The 17,390-nt window shown below is 67.5% G+C and carries 19 protein-coding genes; 5 read left to right on the forward strand and 14 right to left on the reverse strand.

Annotated features, from left to right (window positions below):
• Nucleotides 1-28: 28 nt before the first annotated feature.
• Both CKY51_RS06420 and arfB read right to left on the reverse strand, forming a co-directional pair.
• Nucleotides 29-586, reverse strand: a complete 558-nt coding sequence (locus tag CKY51_RS06420; RefSeq protein ID WP_425479864.1) for a lysophospholipid acyltransferase family protein — start codon at nucleotides 584-586, stop codon at nucleotides 29-31.
• Nucleotides 587-660: 74 nt separating this feature from the next.
• The gene (gene arfB / locus CKY51_RS06425) at nucleotides 661-1,092 is read right to left on the reverse strand and encodes an alternative ribosome rescue aminoacyl-tRNA hydrolase ArfB (protein ID WP_022972122.1); all 432 of its coding nucleotides are present in this window, start codon (nucleotides 1,090-1,092) and stop codon (nucleotides 661-663) included.
• Nucleotides 1,093-1,181: 89 nt separating this feature from the next.
• Here arfB and CKY51_RS06430 point away from each other — a divergent pair, with 89 nt between their 5' ends.
• Nucleotides 1,182-1,727: a DUF2059 domain-containing protein gene (locus tag CKY51_RS06430; RefSeq protein ID WP_052172250.1), complete on the forward strand. Its 546-nt coding sequence runs from the start codon at nucleotides 1,182-1,184 to the stop codon at nucleotides 1,725-1,727.
• A gap of 73 nt (nucleotides 1,728-1,800) precedes the next feature.
• Here CKY51_RS06430 and CKY51_RS06435 read toward each other — a convergent pair whose 3' ends face one another.
• The 4 genes from CKY51_RS06435 to CKY51_RS06450 all read right to left on the reverse strand — a co-directional run bounded on the left by CKY51_RS06435 (nucleotide 1,801) and on the right by CKY51_RS06450 (nucleotide 5,651).
• Nucleotides 1,801-2,592, reverse strand: a complete 792-nt coding sequence (locus CKY51_RS06435) for a pseudouridine synthase (RefSeq protein ID WP_238319474.1) — start codon at nucleotides 2,590-2,592, stop codon at nucleotides 1,801-1,803.
• Nucleotides 2,593-2,650: 58 nt separating this feature from the next.
• Nucleotides 2,651-3,238 carry an O-methyltransferase gene (locus CKY51_RS06440; RefSeq protein WP_022972118.1) on the reverse strand — a complete coding sequence of 196 codons (588 nt, stop codon included), beginning with the start codon at nucleotides 3,236-3,238 and terminating at the stop codon, nucleotides 2,651-2,653.
• Between the two features lie 98 nt (nucleotides 3,239-3,336).
• Complete coding sequence (gene ubiB, locus CKY51_RS06445; protein WP_022972119.1) at nucleotides 3,337-5,010, reverse strand: ubiquinone biosynthesis regulatory protein kinase UbiB; 1,674 nt, start codon at nucleotides 5,008-5,010, stop codon at nucleotides 3,337-3,339.
• The gene (locus CKY51_RS06450; protein WP_022972120.1) at nucleotides 5,007-5,651 is read right to left on the reverse strand and encodes a ubiquinone biosynthesis accessory factor UbiJ; all 645 of its coding nucleotides are present in this window, start codon (nucleotides 5,649-5,651) and stop codon (nucleotides 5,007-5,009) included. The genes ubiB and CKY51_RS06450 overlap by 4 nt, the downstream gene beginning before the upstream one ends.
• 105 nt (nucleotides 5,652-5,756) lie before the next feature.
• Between CKY51_RS06450 and ddlA the strand changes: the two genes are divergently transcribed.
• Complete coding sequence (gene ddlA, locus CKY51_RS06455; RefSeq protein WP_022972121.1) at nucleotides 5,757-6,863, forward strand: D-alanine--D-alanine ligase; 1,107 nt, start codon at nucleotides 5,757-5,759, stop codon at nucleotides 6,861-6,863.
• A 167-nt stretch (nucleotides 6,864-7,030) separates the two neighbouring features.
• Here the strand turns inward: ddlA and CKY51_RS06460 are convergent, their stop codons facing one another.
• The 3 genes from CKY51_RS06460 to oleD form a co-directional block, all read right to left on the reverse strand.
• Complete coding sequence (locus tag CKY51_RS06460; protein ID WP_152249004.1) at nucleotides 7,031-7,639, reverse strand: hypothetical protein; 609 nt, start codon at nucleotides 7,637-7,639, stop codon at nucleotides 7,031-7,033.
• A 253-nt stretch (nucleotides 7,640-7,892) separates the two neighbouring features.
• Entirely contained in the window at nucleotides 7,893-8,051 is a 159-nt protein-coding gene (locus CKY51_RS06465) for a DUF1328 domain-containing protein (protein ID WP_022973661.1), read from the reverse strand.
• Nucleotides 8,052-8,114: 63 nt separating this feature from the next.
• The gene (gene oleD, locus CKY51_RS06470) at nucleotides 8,115-9,125 is read right to left on the reverse strand and encodes a 2-alkyl-3-oxoalkanoate reductase (protein ID WP_022973662.1); all 1,011 of its coding nucleotides are present in this window, start codon (nucleotides 9,123-9,125) and stop codon (nucleotides 8,115-8,117) included.
• 195 nt (nucleotides 9,126-9,320) lie between these two features.
• Between oleD and CKY51_RS06475 the strand changes: the two genes are divergently transcribed.
• Nucleotides 9,321-10,445 (forward strand): serine hydrolase domain-containing protein, encoded by a 1,125-nt coding sequence (locus CKY51_RS06475; RefSeq protein ID WP_031340456.1) that lies wholly within the window; start codon nucleotides 9,321-9,323, stop codon nucleotides 10,443-10,445.
• A gap of 129 nt (nucleotides 10,446-10,574) precedes the next feature.
• On the opposite strand, the gene CKY51_RS06480 is transcribed toward CKY51_RS06475, so the two are convergent.
• Both CKY51_RS06480 and oleC read right to left on the reverse strand, forming a co-directional pair.
• The gene (locus CKY51_RS06480; protein WP_022973664.1) at nucleotides 10,575-12,146 is read right to left on the reverse strand and encodes a winged helix-turn-helix domain-containing protein; all 1,572 of its coding nucleotides are present in this window, start codon (nucleotides 12,144-12,146) and stop codon (nucleotides 10,575-10,577) included.
• Between the two features lie 9 nt (nucleotides 12,147-12,155).
• Nucleotides 12,156-13,817, reverse strand: a complete 1,662-nt coding sequence (gene oleC, locus CKY51_RS06485; RefSeq protein WP_022973665.1) for an olefin beta-lactone synthetase — start codon at nucleotides 13,815-13,817, stop codon at nucleotides 12,156-12,158.
• 63 nt (nucleotides 13,818-13,880) lie between these two features.
• Here oleC and CKY51_RS22380 point away from each other — a divergent pair, with 63 nt between their 5' ends.
• Together CKY51_RS22380 and CKY51_RS06490 are read left to right on the forward strand one after the other, a co-directional pair.
• Entirely contained in the window at nucleotides 13,881-14,048 is a 168-nt protein-coding gene (locus tag CKY51_RS22380; protein ID WP_022973666.1) for a hypothetical protein, read from the forward strand.
• 178 nt (nucleotides 14,049-14,226) lie between these two features.
• Nucleotides 14,227-14,610: a YkgJ family cysteine cluster protein gene (locus CKY51_RS06490; protein ID WP_022973667.1), complete on the forward strand. Its 384-nt coding sequence runs from the start codon at nucleotides 14,227-14,229 to the stop codon at nucleotides 14,608-14,610.
• A 10-nt stretch (nucleotides 14,611-14,620) separates the two neighbouring features.
• Here CKY51_RS06490 and CKY51_RS06495 read toward each other — a convergent pair whose 3' ends face one another.
• The 3 genes from CKY51_RS06495 to CKY51_RS06505 form a co-directional block, all read right to left on the reverse strand.
• Nucleotides 14,621-15,541, reverse strand: a complete 921-nt coding sequence (locus CKY51_RS06495) for an alpha/beta fold hydrolase (protein ID WP_022973668.1) — start codon at nucleotides 15,539-15,541, stop codon at nucleotides 14,621-14,623.
• Between the two features lie 89 nt (nucleotides 15,542-15,630).
• The gene (locus tag CKY51_RS06500) at nucleotides 15,631-16,647 is read right to left on the reverse strand and encodes a 3-oxoacyl-ACP synthase III (RefSeq protein WP_022973669.1); all 1,017 of its coding nucleotides are present in this window, start codon (nucleotides 16,645-16,647) and stop codon (nucleotides 15,631-15,633) included.
• A gap of 101 nt (nucleotides 16,648-16,748) precedes the next feature.
• Nucleotides 16,749-17,069 carry a DUF4156 domain-containing protein gene (locus CKY51_RS06505; RefSeq protein WP_022973670.1) on the reverse strand — a complete coding sequence of 107 codons (321 nt, stop codon included), beginning with the start codon at nucleotides 17,067-17,069 and terminating at the stop codon, nucleotides 16,749-16,751.
• Nucleotides 17,070-17,390 lie beyond the last annotated feature (321 nt).

Below are 17,390 nucleotides of genomic sequence, written 5' to 3' on the forward strand. Positions count from 1 at the left end.
ATGGCCGGAAATGCAGGCAGGCGCCGCGTCACAGCGTATCGCGATGCTTGCCGCGCCAGGGGCGGTACCAGTGGCGGACGGCGGCGATGTCGGCGGCCATGTCGGTACCGGTCCAGAACGGCTCGCCGATGCCGATCGTCTTGCTGGGATAGTCGAAATACACCGGCAGGATCGGCACCTTGGCATCGGAGGCGATCTTCCAGAAACCGGCCTTCCATTGCTCCACGCGCTTGCGCGTGCCTTCCGGAGTGATCACGTACCACATCTGCTCGGACTGGCGGATCAGCCGGACCGCCTGGCCGATCGTGCCCTGGGGCGAACTGCGGTCCAGCGGGATGCCGCCGAGCTTGCGCAACAGCGGACCCAGCGGCCACCAGAACAGCTGCGCCTTGCCCAGCACGCGTACCTCGAAGCCGAGCGCGAACTTGGCCGCAAAGCCCAGGAAGCCATCCCAGTTGGACGAATGCGGGGCGACGATCATCACCAGCTTGGGCTCGTCGGGCAGGCGCCCGCGCAGGCGCCAGCCGGTCACCCGCAGCGCGGTCCGGCCCAGCCAACGGATGAACCGTCCGTGGGCGCGCGGCATCCGTGGCGGCGACGGTTGCAACAGGATGTCCGCCTCGGCCACGGGCGGCAATGCAGGTTCGACAGGACTCACACTCACTCCCAGTGGGACGCCGAGCGTCCACGCTTGATCTGGCTGCGCTCACGCTTGGCATCCAGCCGTCGCAGCTTGGCACCATGACTCGGTTTGGTGGCGATGCGCCGCTTGGGCACCGACAGGCAGGCGGCGATGATCGCGGCCAGACGTTCGCGGGCGTCGTCACGATTGCGCTCCTGGGTCCGGTAGCGCTGTGCGTCGATCACCAACACGCCTTCGGCGGTCATGCGGCGATCGCGCCGCGACAGCAACCGGGCCCGCAACGGCTCGGGCAAGGCGGTGGATGCGGCCACGTCGAAGCGCAATTCCACCGCGGTGGACACCTTGTTGACGTTCTGCCCGCCGGCCCCGCTCGCGCGCACGAAGCGCTCGACGAGCTCGCTGGGCGGGATCGCCAGGCTCGGGGTGATCTGGATCGGTTCGCTGGCCATGCGCGGGATTGTATCGGGACCGGCGTAGCCGCGCGCGCCAACGGCCGCTCCCGTATGCTGCGAGCGGTTCCCCCTGCAGGATGCTGCCAATGACCGCGTTTGCCCCCTTCGCCGCGCTGCGCGCGCACGCCTACCGCCTCGGCCTGCTGGCCCTGCTGATCGCGCCGAGCGCGTTTGCGCAGCCACCCAGCGATGCCGAGATCAACCGGCTGCTGGCCGCCTCGCGTGCGCAGACCATGCTCGACACCATGCTGCCGCAGATCGAGGCGATGCAGCAGCAACAGTTCGCCCAGCTCACCGCCCAGCGCTCGCTCGACGCGCAACAGCAGGCGCAGCTGCAGCGCATCCAGGAGCGCACCCGCCAGACCATCCGCAAGGCCTTGTCGTGGTCCGAGCTGCGGCCGATGTACGTGGACCTGTACAAACGGTCGTTCTCGCGCGAGGACGTGCTGGCGATGGCCGAGTTCTACGAGAGTTCGGCCGGGCAGAGCCTGCTGGACAAGACCCCGGCGCTGACCCAGAACCTGATGGTCGCGATCCAGCAGCGGATGCTGCCGTTGTTCGCGGACCTGCAGAAGGACCTGGAGCAGATCGTCAACACACCCCCGCCGGCAGCGGCGCCTGCCAAGCCCTGACCACTGCGGCGATCGCCCGGTCGCAAGACGCCGCGGTGATCGCCGGCAATGCCGGTCGCCACTGCATGCCAGCTCAGGCGGCCGCGACCGCCTCCGGCGCTGGCGGCGTCGCCCAGTCGAACAGCGCACAGGCCTTGGCGAACTCGCCTTCCAGCGGCGCACACACCAGCAGCCGCCGGCCATCGTGCGGATGCGCGAATCCCAGCCGCTCGGCATGCAGCAACATGCGGTGGATGCCGAGCATGCGGAAGGTGCGGTTGTGGCGCCCGTCGCCGTGGCTGGTATCGCCGATCAGATGGTGCGACAGGTGCTTCAGATGCCGACGGATCTGACGAAAGCGCCCGGTCTGCGGCTGGCAGCGCAGCAGGGCGTAGCGCGAGGTGGCAAAGCCGGTGGACGGCACTTGCAACTCGCCGGTGGCCAGCCGCTGGAAATGGGTGATCGCCGGCTTCTTGACCGGCTTGCCGGGCCCGCCGTCGAGGTCGTGATCGACACTGAATCGCAGCTCGGCCGGCCAGCCGCGGCACACGGCCAGATACTCCTTCTGCACGTCCCCGCTCATCAGCGCCTTGCCCAGCGCACTGGCGGTCTCGCGATCGAACGCCAGCAGCAGGCAACCGCTGGTCGCGCGATCGAGGCGATGCACCAGGAAGATCGGCCGGCCCAACTGCTCGCGCAGGCGGTCGGCGAGGAAGTCGTCCTCGCCGCGGGCCAGCTTGCTGTCGTGGACCATCAGACCGGCAGGCTTGTCGACAACGGCCAGGGCGTCGTCCTGGTAGAGGATCTGTAACGGGTCGGGGGCGATGCTCACCGGGGGATTATCCGCGTGGTCGACACCGCATGCCACTGTGCCGCCGCGCCGTATGGCGCATGCCGATCATGCGCCTTGAGGCGAAGGGCGTGGCAGCTCGGCGGGTATAGGCTCAAGCCGCACCGCACACCGCCAGCAATTCGCCCTTGCCCACCGGCACCACGCTGCAGGTGACTGCCGGATCGTCAGCCAGCAGCGCGGTGAACGGCGCCAGTTCGTCGGCATGCGAGAGCGCATTGTCGACCACCAGCAGGCCACCGCCGCGCAGCACGCGGCGCAATGCCGGCCACCAGCGCACGTACTCGCCACGCGCCGAATCCAGGAAGACCAGATCGATGCTGGCACTGGCGGCCTGGGTCAGCCACGTGCCGCCGTCGCCGTGTACCAGATCCACTGACGCCGCCAGGCCGCTGCGTGCAAGCGTGGCCTGCGCCAGGGCCACCTTGTCGGCCGCAAGCTCCACCGTGGTGACGTGCCCACCGATTGCGACGGCCGCTTCGGCCAGCCACAGCGTCGAATAACCGTTGGAGGTGCCGATTTCCAGCACACGCCGCGCAGCGGTGGCACGGACCAGTACGGCCAGCAATTGCCCGGTGTCGGGCGTGATATTGAGCATGCGCCGGCCATACTCCAGCTGGTGCGCATCGTTGTCGCTACCGAACCGTGCCAGGTCGTCTTTCAATGCCTGCAGATCGATCATCACCACCTCGCAGGGGACGGCTTCGTCATCATGCCGCTGTAGGCGCTGCCGCTACCCAGCCGGATGCGGCAGGCTACCTGTCGCGGTGCTTGAGTGCTTCAGCGCCGCAACCAGGCGACCAGCAGCGCTGCCGAACCGGCGCCGCCGCTGATCCAGCTCCACACCGGCACCGTGCCCAGATACCAGCCATCCGGATGCAGGCCGTAGAGCACAGCCGCGACGACCAGTAACCCGCTGCCGGTGATGGCAGTGACCACGCGCGTCTGCAACCTGCGCAGGCTCAGGTCCAGGGCGAGCAGTTCGGGCGAGCGAATGTCGATCTGATGACGGCCTTCCACCTGCTGCTTCAGCCAGCTGTGCACCAGCCGCGGCATGTCCGGCGCATGGGTCATGATCTCTGGCAGACGCTTGCTCAGTTCGCGCAGCACGCGGCGTGGGCTGTAACGCTCGCGCAGGATGCGTTCGAGCACCGGTCGCGCCACTGCCCAGATATCCAGCTTGGGGTCGAGTTGCCGGCCCACGCCTTCGATATTGAGCAGCGTTTTCTGCAGCAAGATCAGCTGCGGCTGCAGCGTCAACTCATAGCGCTGCGCCACGCGGAACAATTTGATCAGCACCTGCGCCAAGGAAATTTCCGACAACGGCCGGGTGAAATACGGCTCGCACACCGAGCGCGCGGCCGCTTCCAGCTCGTCGATGCGCACGTTGCTGGGCATCCAGCCAGCCTCCACGTGCAACTCGGCCATGCGGCGGTAATCCTTGTGGAAGATCGCCATGAAGTTCTCGGCCAGGTAGTACTGATCTTCCTGCGAGAGCTGGCCCATGATGCCGAAGTCCAGCGCGATGAAGCGCGGATTGAGCCGCCGCTGCGGATCGCTGTCGACCCAGATGTTGCCGGCATGGGCATCGGCATGGAAGAAGTTGTCGCGGAAGACCTGGGTGTAGAACACCCGCACGCCCTTGGCGGCCAGCGCGCTGCGATCGATGCCGGCGGCATCCAGCTTGGCGATGTCGTCGGACGGAATGCCGTAGACGCGTTCGAGGGTGAGCGCGCGCTCGGCGGTATGCGACCAGATCACCTCCGGCACATACAGGTCGTCCGAGCCCTGCCAGAAGCGCCGCAACACGCTGGCGTTGGCGCCTTCGCGCTGCAGGTCCAGTTCGGCCGACAAGGTGGACTCGATCTCGGCCACCACTTCGCGCGGGCGGATCTTGTCGGCGCGCGGGTGGGTGCGTTCGACCAGCAGCGCCAGCGAACGCAGCAAGGCGATATCGGCATCGATCTGCCGTTCGATGTCCGGCCGCAACACCTTGACCACCACCTCGCGCCGGACACCGTCGGTGTCCGGCGGCAGCGTGGCCGCGTGCACCTGGGCGATCGAGGCCGAGGCCAGCGGAGTGGTGTCGAAGGCGGCGAACGCGACGTCGATCGGCCGGCCCAGCGCGCGCTCGACGATCAAGCGCGCAGCCTGCCCGTCGAACGGTTTGACCCGGTCCTGCAACAGGGTCAGCTCCTCGGCCACGTCCGGCGGAATCAGGTCGCGCCGGGTGGAAAGGATCTGCCCGAACTTGACGAAGATCGGTCCCAGCTCCTGCAGCGCCAGACGCAGCCTCGCCCCGCGCGACTGCGCAGCAATCTCGGCGCTGGCGCGCGGGACGAACGGCTTGGCCAGGCGCAGCCAGCGCTCGGCCGGTGTGCCCTGCAGCAGATCGTCCAGGCGGTAGCGCAGGATCACCCGGCCGATCCGGCTGGCCCGCACGATCGCCTTCATGCCGACGCTCCTGGCTGACCCAGGCGGCTCACACGTGCCGCCAGACGCTCGACGTCGTCGCGCAGCGCATCGACATCGTCGTAAAAGGCATCCAGCTCGGCGCGCGGCACCACATCGCGCGATTCCTCGGTCACGTACTCGGCCGCACTCTGGGCCAGGTCGGCGGCGCTGCGACGCGCCTGCAGCAACGCCGCGCGCACTGCCATGGCCACCTGCACACCGACGATCTCGCCGAACACCGCCACGAACGGCAGCTGCCAGTCCGGATCGTAGCGGCCGGCCAGTTGCTGCAGCTGACGCGCCAACTCGGCGTCGCCGGACACCTTGAGCCGGCCCGCCGGCGCGCCCTGGCGGCGCGCGTTGGCCAGCAGCGGCAATTGCCCGAGCAAGCCGGCCAGGCTGCTGCGCACCGCCAGGTCCGGCTCCTGGCTGGCATCCACCGGCCCGACCAGCAGGCCGCGATCGTGCACCTGGATCTGCAAGGCCAGCGCCGGTGCCTCCAGGGTCACGGCAATGCGTTGCCCTTCCAGCGGCAGCAAGGCATCGCGGGTATCCGGATCCAGCGCCAGGGCGCGGTTGAGTGCGGCCTGCAAGGCGCGGCCGGCGAGCGGTTTGAGCGAATCGAGGAAGGAGGCAGCCATCGGGCCATTCTACCGCCCCGGCGTGTGACAGCCGGCCGGCGTCGCACTTTCGGCCTCCATCGCGCGCAGGCATCCTTGCCGCCTGGCATGACGGATGGAGAGGCAATGCGCAAGCTGCGGGTGGGATTGATCTTCGGCGGTAAGTCGGCCGAACACGAGGTGTCGCTGCAATCGGCGCGCAATATTCTCCAGGCGCTGGACCCGGCACGGTTCGAACCCGTGCTGATCGGCATCGACAAGCAAGGCCAATGGCATCTCAGTGCCGCCGATGGCTTCCTGCTGGCGGCCGACGATCCGGCGCGCATCGCCCTGCACCGCAGCGGGCGGGCGTTGGCGGTGCTGCCCGGCGCCGAACAGGCGCAGCTGCAGGCGGTCGACTCCGGACAGGCACTGGCGCAGATCGACGTGGTGTTGCCCATCGTGCACGGCACGCTGGGTGAAGACGGCGCCTTGCAAGGTCTGCTGCGCATGGCCAACCTGCCCTTCGTCGGCTCCGGCGTGCTGGGCTCGGCGGTCGCGATGGACAAGGACATGGCCAAGCGGGTGCTGCGCGATGCCGGCCTGGCCGTTGCGCCGTTCGTCTGCTTCAACCGTCATGAGGTCGCACAGGCCGACACGGAGGCGCTGAGCGCGCAGCTCGGCCTGCCGCTGTTCGTCAAACCGGCCAACCAGGGGTCCTCGGTCGGAGTCAGCCAGGTCCGCAGCGCGGACGCCCTGCGGCCGGCGCTGGAACTGGCACTGCGCTACGACCACAAGGTGCTGGTCGAAGCCGCCATCGCCGGGCGCGAAATCGAATGCGCCATCCTCGGCAATCACACACCGCAGGCCAGCGTCTGCGGCGAGGTGGTGGTGCACGATGCCTTCTATTCGTACGACACCAAATACATCCACGCCGACGGTGCCGAGCTGGTGATTCCCGCCGACATCGATGCGCAGACGCAGCAGCGCATCCAGCAGGTCGCGCTGCAGGCGTATCGGGCATTGGACTGCGCCGGCATGGCGCGGGTGGACGTGTTCCTGTGCGCGGATGGCCGCATCGTCGTCAACGAGATCAATACGCTGCCGGGATTCACCCGCATCAGCATGTATCCCAAGCTATGGGAGGCCAGCGGACTGGACTATCGCAGCCTGATCACCCGCTTGATCGAGCTGGCGCTGGAGCGACATGCCGACGATCGCCTGCTGCGCAGCGTGATCGCGCCATCGCATTAGGCGGCAGCGCGTATAGCTCCGATCCGCGGCAGGTCGGCATCACGATCGACGAGGCGCTAGTGCACAAGCAGACTCATCCGCCACTGCAGATCGTCGGCTCCTCGGTGCAACGGACCCGTCTCGATAACGCGCCGGACCTGCACCGGGCTTCCCGACATCGCCCCCACTCAACAGCGCTGACCCAACGTCACAAACCCTTGTGTGTCTGGATTGAAAAAGACATAGGCGTGCGAGCTGTCATGGTGTAGGCCAGTGGTATCGATCTGGCCGACGAATATCAAGGGCTTGCCCTCTTCAATTGGCCAGTCCGGCGACTGCAGCCAGTTGGGCGGCCTCTTCAGATAGCGGAAGTCATCTTTGATTCTGGCCTTCAACCTGCTGAGTTCTGCCTTGGGATGATCATCGGATTGACCATTCAGAACGTTAGCCAGGTAGTCGCCCGTCAATCTCAACCACTTCGGTTGCGCCTGGAGTAGCAGATTGAACAGCCGCTCGTACCGTGGGTCCTTTGTATGGGCGACGGCCTGGCTGTTGAGAAATTCCGAGAGCAGTGCCTGCGTATTGAACAGCGACTCGGCACTGGCGTAGTCCTGCACAATGAGGAACGCATGCAGGGTGGGTTCGACAACGTAGTCCGGCAGAACGAAGTCCGTGTCTAGACACTCCGGTAAATCGGGGGACTCATATAGCCACCGCACAAAGTCCTGTGCAGGGAGTGATCCCTCGACAAAGGCTTTGATGGTTTCAAGATGGCTTGCGCGGTCATGAGGGGTCATGCTGATCTACCGGGGTTGTCTGATGTTCTCGCACTGCGGGAGCCATCGCCGACAGGCAGGCAAGGAAGGGCGCGGGCAGCCTAGCGAATCGACGGCCGCAGCGCGATGGCGACGTCTCGGCCCACAAGCAAACTCATCCATTGTGAGCAATCATTGCGTTGCGCTCATGCGGTGCCACTAACGCAAACGGCCCGCCTCCGAAGAGACGGGCCGCTGCCACCGGCTGCGACGCGACTGCGAGCCGGCGTGCCGACTACACTCGGCCGCGGCGGAACATCGAGATCACGGCCAGGATCAGAAACACCACGAACAGGATCCAGGCGATGTTGGTCGCCGCACCGGCGATGCCGCTGAAGCCCAGCACGGCGGCAATGATGGCGATGACGAAAAAGATGATGGCGTAATGCAGCATGGCAAGTGTCCAGAAGTTGTCGTGCCGAATCGGCGCAGGCGTATCTTGTGGACTTGCCGGTCTTTAATCGGTGATGGAGATGTCGCCGCCAGATGAGGATGCCAGCCGGCGCAATCCCTCCGCGATGCTGATCTGCGGGACATAACCGAAGTCACGCCGCGCCGGCTCCATGCTGTACCAATGCGGCGTGCACAGCTGCTCGACCAGGAAGCGCGTCAGCGGCACTTCGCCAGGCAGACGCAACAGTGGCCATAGCGTTTCGCACACCGCGCCGATGCGATACGCGGTCTTGAACGACAGACTGCGCGTCACCGGCGGCGCGCCCACCGCGCCCAGCAAGCGATTGAGCAACTCGCGCATCGGCAACGGCTCGCCGTTGGAAATGAAATAGGCGTTACCCGCACAGGCAGCGCCGGGATGCAGATGATCGAAGGCATCGAAATGCGCCTGCGCGGCGTTGTCGATATAGGTGCTGTCCACCAGGTTGCCGCCATCGCCGACCAGCCGCAGCCGACCAGCGCGCGCGCGCGCCGCCAACCGCGGCAGCAGATGGTTGTCGCCCGGCCCCCAGATCAGCCGCGGACGCAATGCGACGGTGGCCAGCTGCGCATCGTTGGCCGCCAGTACCGCGCGCTCGGCGATCGCCTTGGTCGCCGCGTATGGCGCGCGCAGGTCATCTCCGTACGGCACCTCGTCGGCACCCAGGCCTTCGACCGGGTGGGTGGCGCGGTGGGTCACGCTGGGCGTGGAGGTGTAGATCAGTCGCGTCACGCCGTGTGCGCGGCAGGCGTCGAGCACGTGCTGCGTGCCCACCACGTTCGGTTGGTGGTAGCTGTCGTAGCTGCCCCAGGCGCCAGCCTTGGCAGCGTTGTGGAAGACCGCATCGGCGCCAGCCAATGCATGCTGCAGCGCGGGCGCGTCGGTGAGGTCGCCGCGCACCTGCGCGACCCCCAACGCCTGCAGCGCCGGATAGTGGCCGCGGTTGTAGCTGACGACCTGATGCCCACGCGCAACCAACCCGCGGCAGAGCGCCTGGCCCAGGAAACCACCGCCGCCCGTCACCACAATCTTCATCGCGTCCTACCGCTTGCACCAGGGCGCACACGATAGCCGGGGCCGCTGGCGAAGGCGATGCCGGCCTGGCGCGACCGCCCAGGCAGCGCGGCAAGGCCTTGATCCTGTTGGACTTCATAATTCTTCATCGTGGCATCAGGCACTTCAGCACGGGGCATGGCGCAGTGCGCGCACCCTTCCGACCGGAGTTCCATCATGTCGCCCTTGCCCTGGCTGCTCTGTGCCGCGCTCGCGCTCGCCCTTCCCCAAGCCCCTGCCGTGACGTCGTCCAGCGCGACCGCCCCACCGGCGCTGGACGACGGCTGGGCGGTGGCCGATGCCGGCGCCCAAGGCTGGCACCTGGCCACCCTCGCCGGCCTGGAACAGGCCATTGCCGATGGCAAGGCGCCGGACACCAGCAGCGTCCTGATCGTGCGCGACGGCGCGCTGGTCTACGAGCACTATTTCGGTGGCGCCGACCGCCAGACCTTGCACGACGCCCGCTCGGCGACCAAGAGCGTGACCGCGCTACTGGTCGGTGCGGCGATCGCCCGCGGCCAGCTGCCCGGTGTGCAGGCCAAGGTGTATCCCTATTTCAGCGACCGCCAGTGGCTGCACGACGACCCGCGCAAGCGCGCGATCACCGTGGAAGATCTGCTGACGATGAGCTCGCAATGGGAATGCGACGACGACAACGCCTTCTCCACCGGCAACGAGGAACGCATGTATGTCAGCGCGGACTGGACCCAGTTCGCGCTCGACCTGCCGATCAAGGGCTATGCGCCGTGGATGCGGCGCCCGCAGGACAGTCCGTACGGCCGCGCCTTCTCCTACTGCACTGCCGGCAGTTTCCTGCTCGGCGCAGTGCTGGAGAAGGCCACCGGGCAGCCGTTGCAGGACTTCGCCGCGCAGGCCCTGGAGCGACCGCTGGGCATCGTCGATGCGCATTGGCTGCGGTCGGCAGAGGGCGTGGGCATGGGCGGCGGCGGTACCCGCTATCGCAGCCGCGATCTGGCCAAGTTCGGGCAGTTGCTGCTCGATCAAGGCCGCTGGCAGGGTCGGCAGGTGCTGCCGGCCGCGTGGATCGCGGCGATGACGCAGGTGCATGCCCAGGCCCGCGACGATGCCGACTACGGCTATCAGCTATGGCGATTCCGCTTTCCGGTCCGCGGCGTCGCGCGCGGGGTGTGGGCGATGTCCGGCAACGGCGGCAACGATGTCTTCGTGCTGCCGGAAGAGCGCCTGGTCGTGGTGATCACCCGCCGTGCCTACAACCGGCCGCAGATGCATGCGCAATCGCAGGCGCTGCTGACCGACTACGTGCTCAAGGCGCTGCCTTAGCGCGCATGCTCGCCTCGCTGTAACAGCTCGGTGCCGATCACGCACAGGCGGTCGGCACGCTTGGCGCGCTGACCAAGCGCGCCGCCCGGCGGATCAGATATCCACGTCCTTACGACCGCAGCGTGCAGATCACCGCGCCGCCGTCACGTCGGCATCCGGCGGCAACAGGCCAGCGCGGCGCACCTGCGCCCGCTGCGCGGCGACGTCGGCATCGATCTGCGCCAACAAGGCGGCGAATGCCGGTCGCACGCGCAGCGGTGTCCACAACGGCGACACCCGCAGGTAGGCGCTGTCGCGATACCCGGCGCTCCACGCCCGCTGCAAGGCCGCAAGCGCGTCGTCCGGCGCACCGGCCAATTGCAACAGCAATCCGGCGTCCAGCGCATCCACCGGATCGGCACCGCGTGCCACGCTCTCCAGCAATGCCTGCGCGCGTGCGCGCAGCTGCGCCACCGGAGGTGGCGATTGCGCCTGCAGGGTCCAGACCACGGTCTGGGCCAGACTGCTCTGTGGTCGCAGGCGCAGCGCCTGCAGGCTGGCCTGCCGTGCCCGTGTCGGGTCGCCACGCGCCAGCGCCAGTTCGGCCTGCAGCAGGAACAGGTCGGCGTGCGCGGTGCCGCGCGTCAGCGCCTGATCCAGTGCCGCCTGCGCCTCGGCCTGGCGGCCGTGCGCGAACAGGAAACGTGGCCAGGCCAGATTGACGAAGGCACTGTCGGGATACAGCTGGAAACTCTCGCGATAGCGCGCCTCCGCAGCGGCACCATAGCCGAGCAGGTCGAGGTTGCTGGCCAGTTGGATCGGCAGGAAGCGCACCCGCGTCGGATCGGTGATCTGCAGATTGGCCGCCAGCGCCTGCACCAATCGCCCCTGCCGCTCGTACAGATGCGCGGCCGAGCCGCGCACTGCATCGGCACTCGGATCCAGTTGCAGCGCGCGCTCGTATTCCGCCAAGGCTGCGGCATTGTGGCCGCGGCAATCGTCTGCATATCCCAGTGCGGCATGCGCCGCGGCCAGCCTTGGGTGCGCGGCAACCACCTGCGCGGCGAGTTGCCGCGCGCGGGTCGCCAACTGCGCATCGCCATCGTACTGGCAGACACGCACGCTGTAGGCACGACTGAGGCCGACCAGCGCGGCAACATCCTCCGGCGCCTGCTGCAGACGCTGCTGGTATAGCGCGATCGCACGCAGGGTGTTGTCGCGCTGGCCGATTCCGGCGTAATAGTCGGCACGCTGCAAGAGTGGCGACTGCGGCAGTGGCGGGGTCGCCGACCGATACCAGAGCAGCGCGGCCATGCACGCCACTGGCACGCAGGCCGCCATCGCCCATACCCGCCACCGTCCACGCCGTGACTGCGCCGACGCATCGGCGACCGGATCGGCATCGGATTCGCGCTGCACCGGTGCGCACAACTGATAGCCCTGTCCGCGCACCGAACGCAGATACCGCGGCTGCCGCGAGGTATCGCCCAACGCCTGCCGCAGCAGACGCACGCGCTGGGTGACGGTTTCTTCGTTGACCAGCGCCGGTGCCCAGACCTGCGCGATCAGCTCATCAAAGGTGACCACCCTCTGTCCTTGCCGCAACAGGTAATGCAGCAGACGGAAACTCAGCCCGCTCACTTCCAGCGCCACACCATCGCGCTCGACCCACTGCCGCTGTACATCGATGCGCACATCGTCCAGCCGGTAGCGCTCGTTCATGGCGTGCGCTCAGTGCACCTGATCCCTGGCCCACAGCGCCAGTTTCTCGCGCCCGATCTTGGCGTTGTGGCGGATATCCACCGGAAACCCAGGGTGGTTGAGGAAATCGACGATCCCGGCGGTATGCGGATGCGCCGCGGCGGTGGCGCGCAGCTGCTGCTCGAAATCCTCCTGCTCCAATGGGCTCGACATCCAGGCATAGCCATCCTGCTCATAGCACAGCACCGGCCGTTGCCGGCCCGGCTCGCCGATGCCGACCAGGGCGCTGCGCCGCATGCCGGGCAGTGCGTTGAAGATCGGCTCCACTTGCTCGGTATACAGCGGCCCCTGCGCAGTTTCCACGCGCTGGGTCTTGCGCCCGCAGAACCACAGCCGCCCCTGCGCATCGAAGTAACCGACATCGCCCATGCGATGCACGATCCGCTCGCTGCCATCGGCCAGGCGTTCGCGGATCTTGGCGATGCGCGTGGCCGCCTCGCGATTGAAATAGCTGTCGGTGGCGGTTGGCCCGGCCACGGTGATTTCGCCGACCTGCCCCACCGCCAATTCGCGCGCGTCGCTCCACTCGGCGATCGGCGCATCGTCGATGGCGATGATGCGCACCTGGTTGGGCGGCACGACCGGACCGACGCAGGTGCCGGCGCCGGCTTCGGTAGCGGCCCGGGTGGATTCCAGCATGCGTGCCTCGATGGCGGCCACCGGCAGGCACTCGGTGGCACCGTACGGCGTCCAGAATTGCGCATCCTCCGGCAGCAGGCGACGCATCGCCGCCACCACGTCCGGCGGCACCGGCGCACCGGCCGAGGTGACCCGCCGCACGCCGGGTAGCGGTTGGCCATAGTCGGCCAGCACCCGCATCAGCGCCGGCGAGCCGAACAGCTGGGTCACGCCGAAGCGGGCAATCGCGTCGTGCAGCTTGCGCGGGTCGGCCTTGGCCGGGCGGGTGGGATCCATGTCCGGGATCACCGAGGTCAGCCCCAGCGCTGGATCGAACAACGCAAACGGCGGGAAGGTCGGCAGATCCACGCCACCGGCCTGCATGTCGAACGCACCGCCCAGCAAGGCGATCTGGCCGACGAAATGCCGATGGCGATAGACCACGCCCTTGGGAACCCCGGTCGAGCCGCTGGTGAACAGGATGGCGGCCACCTCGTCTGGCGCGGTATCGGCCAGTTGCGGGCCGGCCACGGCGCCGTTGCGCTCGATCCGCGCCAAGGTGGCGCCGCCCCAGCCGTAGATGCCGCCGACCGCCACGATCCGCCGCGCCGAGCGCGCCCAGCCGAGCAGGCGACGCGCCAGCTGCGCCAGGGCGATGCCGATGAAGGCCTGCGGCTGGGCCTCGTCCAGGCATTGCTTGAGCGCACGCCGATCGATGCCCGGGTCCACCAGCACCGGCACGGCGCCGGCCTTGAACAGGGCGAACATCAGCAGGAAGAATTCCGGCGACGGCCGCACCATCACCACCGCCCGCACGCCGCGCCCGATGCCGTAGCCGGCCAGACCGGCCGCGATCGCATCGCTGCGGCGATCCAGCTCGGCATAACTCAAGGTGACATCGTAGGCGGCCAGGCCGTCGGCGCCGCGCCGCCCGGGGCAGCGGATGGCGATCTGATCGGGACGCTCGCGCGCCAGGCGCGGCAAGCTGGCGGCGATATTGCACGAAGTGGTCATCGCGCAATTATCACGGATATCGTGTTGGCGATTGCGCCGGCCGCGGATGCAGGGGCTGGGACGATGGAACTCTCGCGTGGGCAACAGTGGGGGCTGGCAGTGCTGGTCGGGCCGTTGCTGGGGGTGGCCGGCATGCGGGTGCTGCCGCTCGCCGAGCTGCTCCAGCGCGGCGCGCTCTGCGTCTTCCACCGTTGGAGAGCGTGCGAAGAAGGCCTGGTCTGGGCCTGCTGATCTATTCGCCGCTTGGCGCCATCGCCGGGTTGCGGCTCGGGACACCCTTGGTCCTGTCGGCGCTCGCGCGCCTGGTGAACCGCTAATCCATCGGCCGCCGGTGCGCTTGCTTCGCGCCACGGTTCGGTCAGAATGCCGCGCTTTCCTGTCTGTCCTGCCGCGCAAGGCCCGGCTTCCCATGGCACACCCCTGCCTTACCTGCGGCGCCTGCTGCGCCTACTTCCGCGTCAGCTTCCATTGGAGCGAGGCCGACCCCGCGCTGGGCGGCCAGGTGCCGCTGGAACTGACCGAGGCCTTGCGCACCCATGAGCGGGTGATGCGCGGCACCTCGCAATCGCAGCCGCGCTGCATCGCGCTGGATGCGGAGATCGGCCGCTACAGCCGCTGCACCATCCACGATCGACGACCCTCGGTATGTGCGGCGGTGCCGGCGTCGCTGGAGTTCGGCCAGCGCAGTGCGCAATGCGACAAGTCGCGGCTGGCGCACGGGCTGCATGCGCTCACCGAAGCCGACTGGGTCGGCGTGGCCGAGGCCGAGCGCAATCCGCTGCCGGCCAACTGAGCGCAGCGCGCTACAGCGGATGGCGTTGCAGGAAGTCGCGAATCGCCGGCACCAGCAATTCGTGCTTGTCTTCCAGCACGTAGTGGTTGGCATCCTCGAAGGCGGTCACCTCGGCCTGCGGCAGGGCCGCGCGGAAACCGGCGAGGAAATGCTGGTCGAAGCAGATGTCGCGCAGCCCCCAGGCGATGAAGGCCGGACGGTCGGCAAAGCTCGGCAAGGCGCGCGCGGCGCGCTCCAGCAGTGACCACGCCTTGTCCGCGGGCGACAGCGGGATGTCCTGCATGAAGCGGATGGTGGAGATGCGGTTGGCCCAGCTGTCGTACGGTGCCACGTAGGCGCGGCGCACGTCCGCCGGCATCCGCCGCGACACGCCCAGCCAGGAGGCACCGGCGGAGAAGGCGTTGAAGGTGCGGATGAACCACTCGCCCAGCCGCCAGTGCCGCCCCATCGCGATCTGCCACGGCATCGGCTTGGCTGCCGGCAACGGGAAGGCGGCGGTGTTGGTGATCACCAGCCGACGCACCTGGGCGTGATGGGACAACGCCCAGCCGAACCCGATCATGCCGCCCCAGTCGTGCACCGCCAGGGTGATCGGGCCGCTGATGCCCAGGTGCCGCAGCAACGCGTCCAGATCGTCCACGCGCGACTGCAAGGTGTAGTCGTAACGCGGCTGCGCGTCGGGCGCATCGTCCGGCTTGTCGGACAGGCCCATGCCGATATGGTCCGGCACGATGCAGCGGTAGCGATCGGACAGCCCGCTGACCAGATGCCGCCACAGATAGCTCCACGACGGATTGCCGTGCAGCATCACCACGACCTCGCCATCGCGCGGACCTTCGTCCAGATACGACATCGTCACGCCGGGGCGTACCTGCAGCCGTTGCGGGGTGAAGGGATAGCCGGGCAGGCGGTGCGAAAGGGAAGCTGTCATCGGGTCACCCGCAGAAAGAACGACGCCTGCGTCGCGATGGCGCAGGCGTCGGGTCGTGCATCAGCAGCGCTGGGCATGCGCCCGCGCGATCACCACACCACTTCGGCCATCGAGCAATTGAGTCCGGAGCCGATGCCCAGCAGCGCGATGCGGTCGCCCTTCTTCAGGCGGCCCAGCTCCTTGAGCTTGCTCAACACGATCGGCACCGAGGCCGGACCGATGTTGCCGTGCTCGCCGAAGATGGTCATGACCTTGGCCGGATCGATGCCGAAGGACTTCACGAAGGCGGCGGTATGCGGCCGGCTGACCTGGTGGATGACGAACTGGTCCAGCTCGTCCACCGCCCAGCCCAGCGCCTGCTTGGCGGCCAGGAAGGTCTTTTGCGCCAGCTTGATGCCTTCGATCAGCAGCAGGCGGGTGTCGGTGACCATGCGGTCCAGATTGCCCCGGCACAGCTTGTTCCACTCGGTGGCCGAGCGAGTCACCCCGCCCTTGTAGCGCGGTGCGTCCGGCACCAGCTCGGCGCGCGCCATCACCATGGCGGCGGCGCCGCAGCCCAACGTCAGCGCGGCGAGTTCGTTGCGGAATTCCTCCTCGGTGACATCCGGCGAGGTCATGCGCTCCAGGGTCTTTTCATAGACCAGATTGGCGGTCTCGCCGTCGACGACCAACGCGTAGTCGATCTCGCCACGCTCGAGCATCCGCGCGGCGATGTCCATGCCATTGATGAAGGCCAGGCAGGCATTGGCGACGTCGAAGGTCATGCAATGGTCGCCCACGCCCAGATTGCCGGACACGATGGAGGCGGTGGACGGCTCCAGGTAGTCGCGGCTGACCGAAGTGTTGACCAGCAGACCGATCTGCTCGACGCCGATCCCGGCATCGGCCAGCGCCTTGCGTGCCGCCTGGGTCGCTGCATCGGACGCCTGGACGTCCTGATCCCACAGGCGCCGGGCATGGATGCCCGCAACATCGCCCAGAACGTCGGTCTTGATCCCGAGACGGTCGTAGGTGGGTTGCAGGCGCTCGTTGATTTCCTTGGAAGTCAGCGTGTGCGGCGCATCAACATGCGCCAGTCCCGCGATGGAGACATTCTGGAAGAGCATCGAAGTAGCGCCATGGCGTCAGGCGAGGGGGCGCCATTCTAGCTGCTGGCTGCTTTTACCGCATCTTTACACTTGCCACCCCCTCGCCCCGGCATAACCGTTCAGCGCGGAGCGCAGCGAAATGCGCTGAATCGCTGGCTGCCATCGGCCGGCTGACCCTGGGCCTGCACCGCATTGGCGTTGGCGCTGGGGGCCTCGTTGCGGGCAAGGGTCTCCAGCTCTTCCTGCACCCGCAGCGGGTTGCGGTTGTAGAAGCCCACCTTGCTCTTGACCGTGACGACCACCTCGCCCTGCTGCTGACAGTTGGCCGGCGGCGGGCCAGGCGGCAGCACGCGCACGGCCTTGCCGCCCTGCTCGATGGGGACCCAGGTACACCCCGCAGCGAGGGTGACGAACAGCAACGACAGCAGCGGTAGGCGCATGGGAAGGGTTCCGGTGGAAAGCCCGGATTGTGCCGCAGATAGCTGAACCGGCGAAGACGGGCCGCTGTCTGGAGCCGCTGGCGGCGTCATCTGGACGTCCGATCGCGCGTTGAACCGTCCGACTGTCCGCGCTCGGACACCAATGGAATCGAAAAGTCATTTTGAAACAGTGACTTGCAGTTGGCACACCGATTGCTCAGATACCAATAGCCAACGTCCGCGCGGCGCCAATGTGAATAAAAGCTTAATAGAAACCGAAAACGCATCAAAGCCCTTGCGCTTACCAAAGCGGTGTACTACCTTACTACCACACCACTTCTC

The sequence above is a fragment of the Xanthomonas maliensis genome (assembly GCF_009192945.1).
Taxonomy (GTDB): Bacteria; Pseudomonadota; Gammaproteobacteria; order Xanthomonadales; family Xanthomonadaceae; genus Xanthomonas; species Xanthomonas maliensis.

Coding starts and splice junctions, on each gene's coding strand:
- CKY51_RS06480 (WP_022973664.1), bottom strand. CDS start 12,146: ATGAACGAGCGCTACCGGCTGGACGATGTGCGCATCGATGTACAGCGG.
- CKY51_RS06500 (WP_022973669.1), bottom strand. CDS start 16,647: ATGCTCTTCCAGAATGTCTCCATCGCGGGACTGGCGCATGTTGATGCG.
- CKY51_RS06460 (WP_152249004.1), bottom strand. CDS start 7,639: ATGACCCCTCATGACCGCGCAAGCCATCTTGAAACCATCAAAGCCTTT.
- CKY51_RS06440 (WP_022972118.1), bottom strand. CDS start 3,238: ATGATCGATCTGCAGGCATTGAAAGACGACCTGGCACGGTTCGGTAGC.
- ubiB (WP_022972119.1), bottom strand. CDS start 5,010: ATGAAGGCGATCGTGCGGGCCAGCCGGATCGGCCGGGTGATCCTGCGC.
- oleD (WP_022973662.1), bottom strand. CDS start 9,125: ATGAAGATTGTGGTGACGGGCGGCGGTGGTTTCCTGGGCCAGGCGCTC.
- CKY51_RS06495 (WP_022973668.1), bottom strand. CDS start 15,541: ATGACAGCTTCCCTTTCGCACCGCCTGCCCGGCTATCCCTTCACCCCG.
- ddlA (WP_022972121.1), top strand. CDS start 5,757: ATGCGCAAGCTGCGGGTGGGATTGATCTTCGGCGGTAAGTCGGCCGAA.
- CKY51_RS06430 (WP_052172250.1), top strand. CDS start 1,182: ATGACCGCGTTTGCCCCCTTCGCCGCGCTGCGCGCGCACGCCTACCGC.
- CKY51_RS06450 (WP_022972120.1), bottom strand. CDS start 5,651: ATGGCTGCCTCCTTCCTCGATTCGCTCAAACCGCTCGCCGGCCGCGCC.
- arfB (WP_022972122.1), bottom strand. CDS start 1,092: ATGGCCAGCGAACCGATCCAGATCACCCCGAGCCTGGCGATCCCGCCC.
- CKY51_RS06505 (WP_022973670.1), bottom strand. CDS start 17,069: ATGCGCCTACCGCTGCTGTCGTTGCTGTTCGTCACCCTCGCTGCGGGG.
- oleC (WP_022973665.1), bottom strand. CDS start 13,817: ATGACCACTTCGTGCAATATCGCCGCCAGCTTGCCGCGCCTGGCGCGC.
- CKY51_RS22380 (WP_022973666.1), top strand. CDS start 13,881: ATGGAACTCTCGCGTGGGCAACAGTGGGGGCTGGCAGTGCTGGTCGGG.
- CKY51_RS06465 (WP_022973661.1), bottom strand. CDS start 8,051: ATGCTGCATTACGCCATCATCTTTTTCGTCATCGCCATCATTGCCGCC.
- CKY51_RS06475 (WP_031340456.1), top strand. CDS start 9,321: ATGTCGCCCTTGCCCTGGCTGCTCTGTGCCGCGCTCGCGCTCGCCCTT.
- CKY51_RS06420 (WP_425479864.1), bottom strand. CDS start 586: ATGCCGCGCGCCCACGGACGGTTCATCCGTTGGCTGGGCCGGACCGCG.
- CKY51_RS06490 (WP_022973667.1), top strand. CDS start 14,227: ATGGCACACCCCTGCCTTACCTGCGGCGCCTGCTGCGCCTACTTCCGC.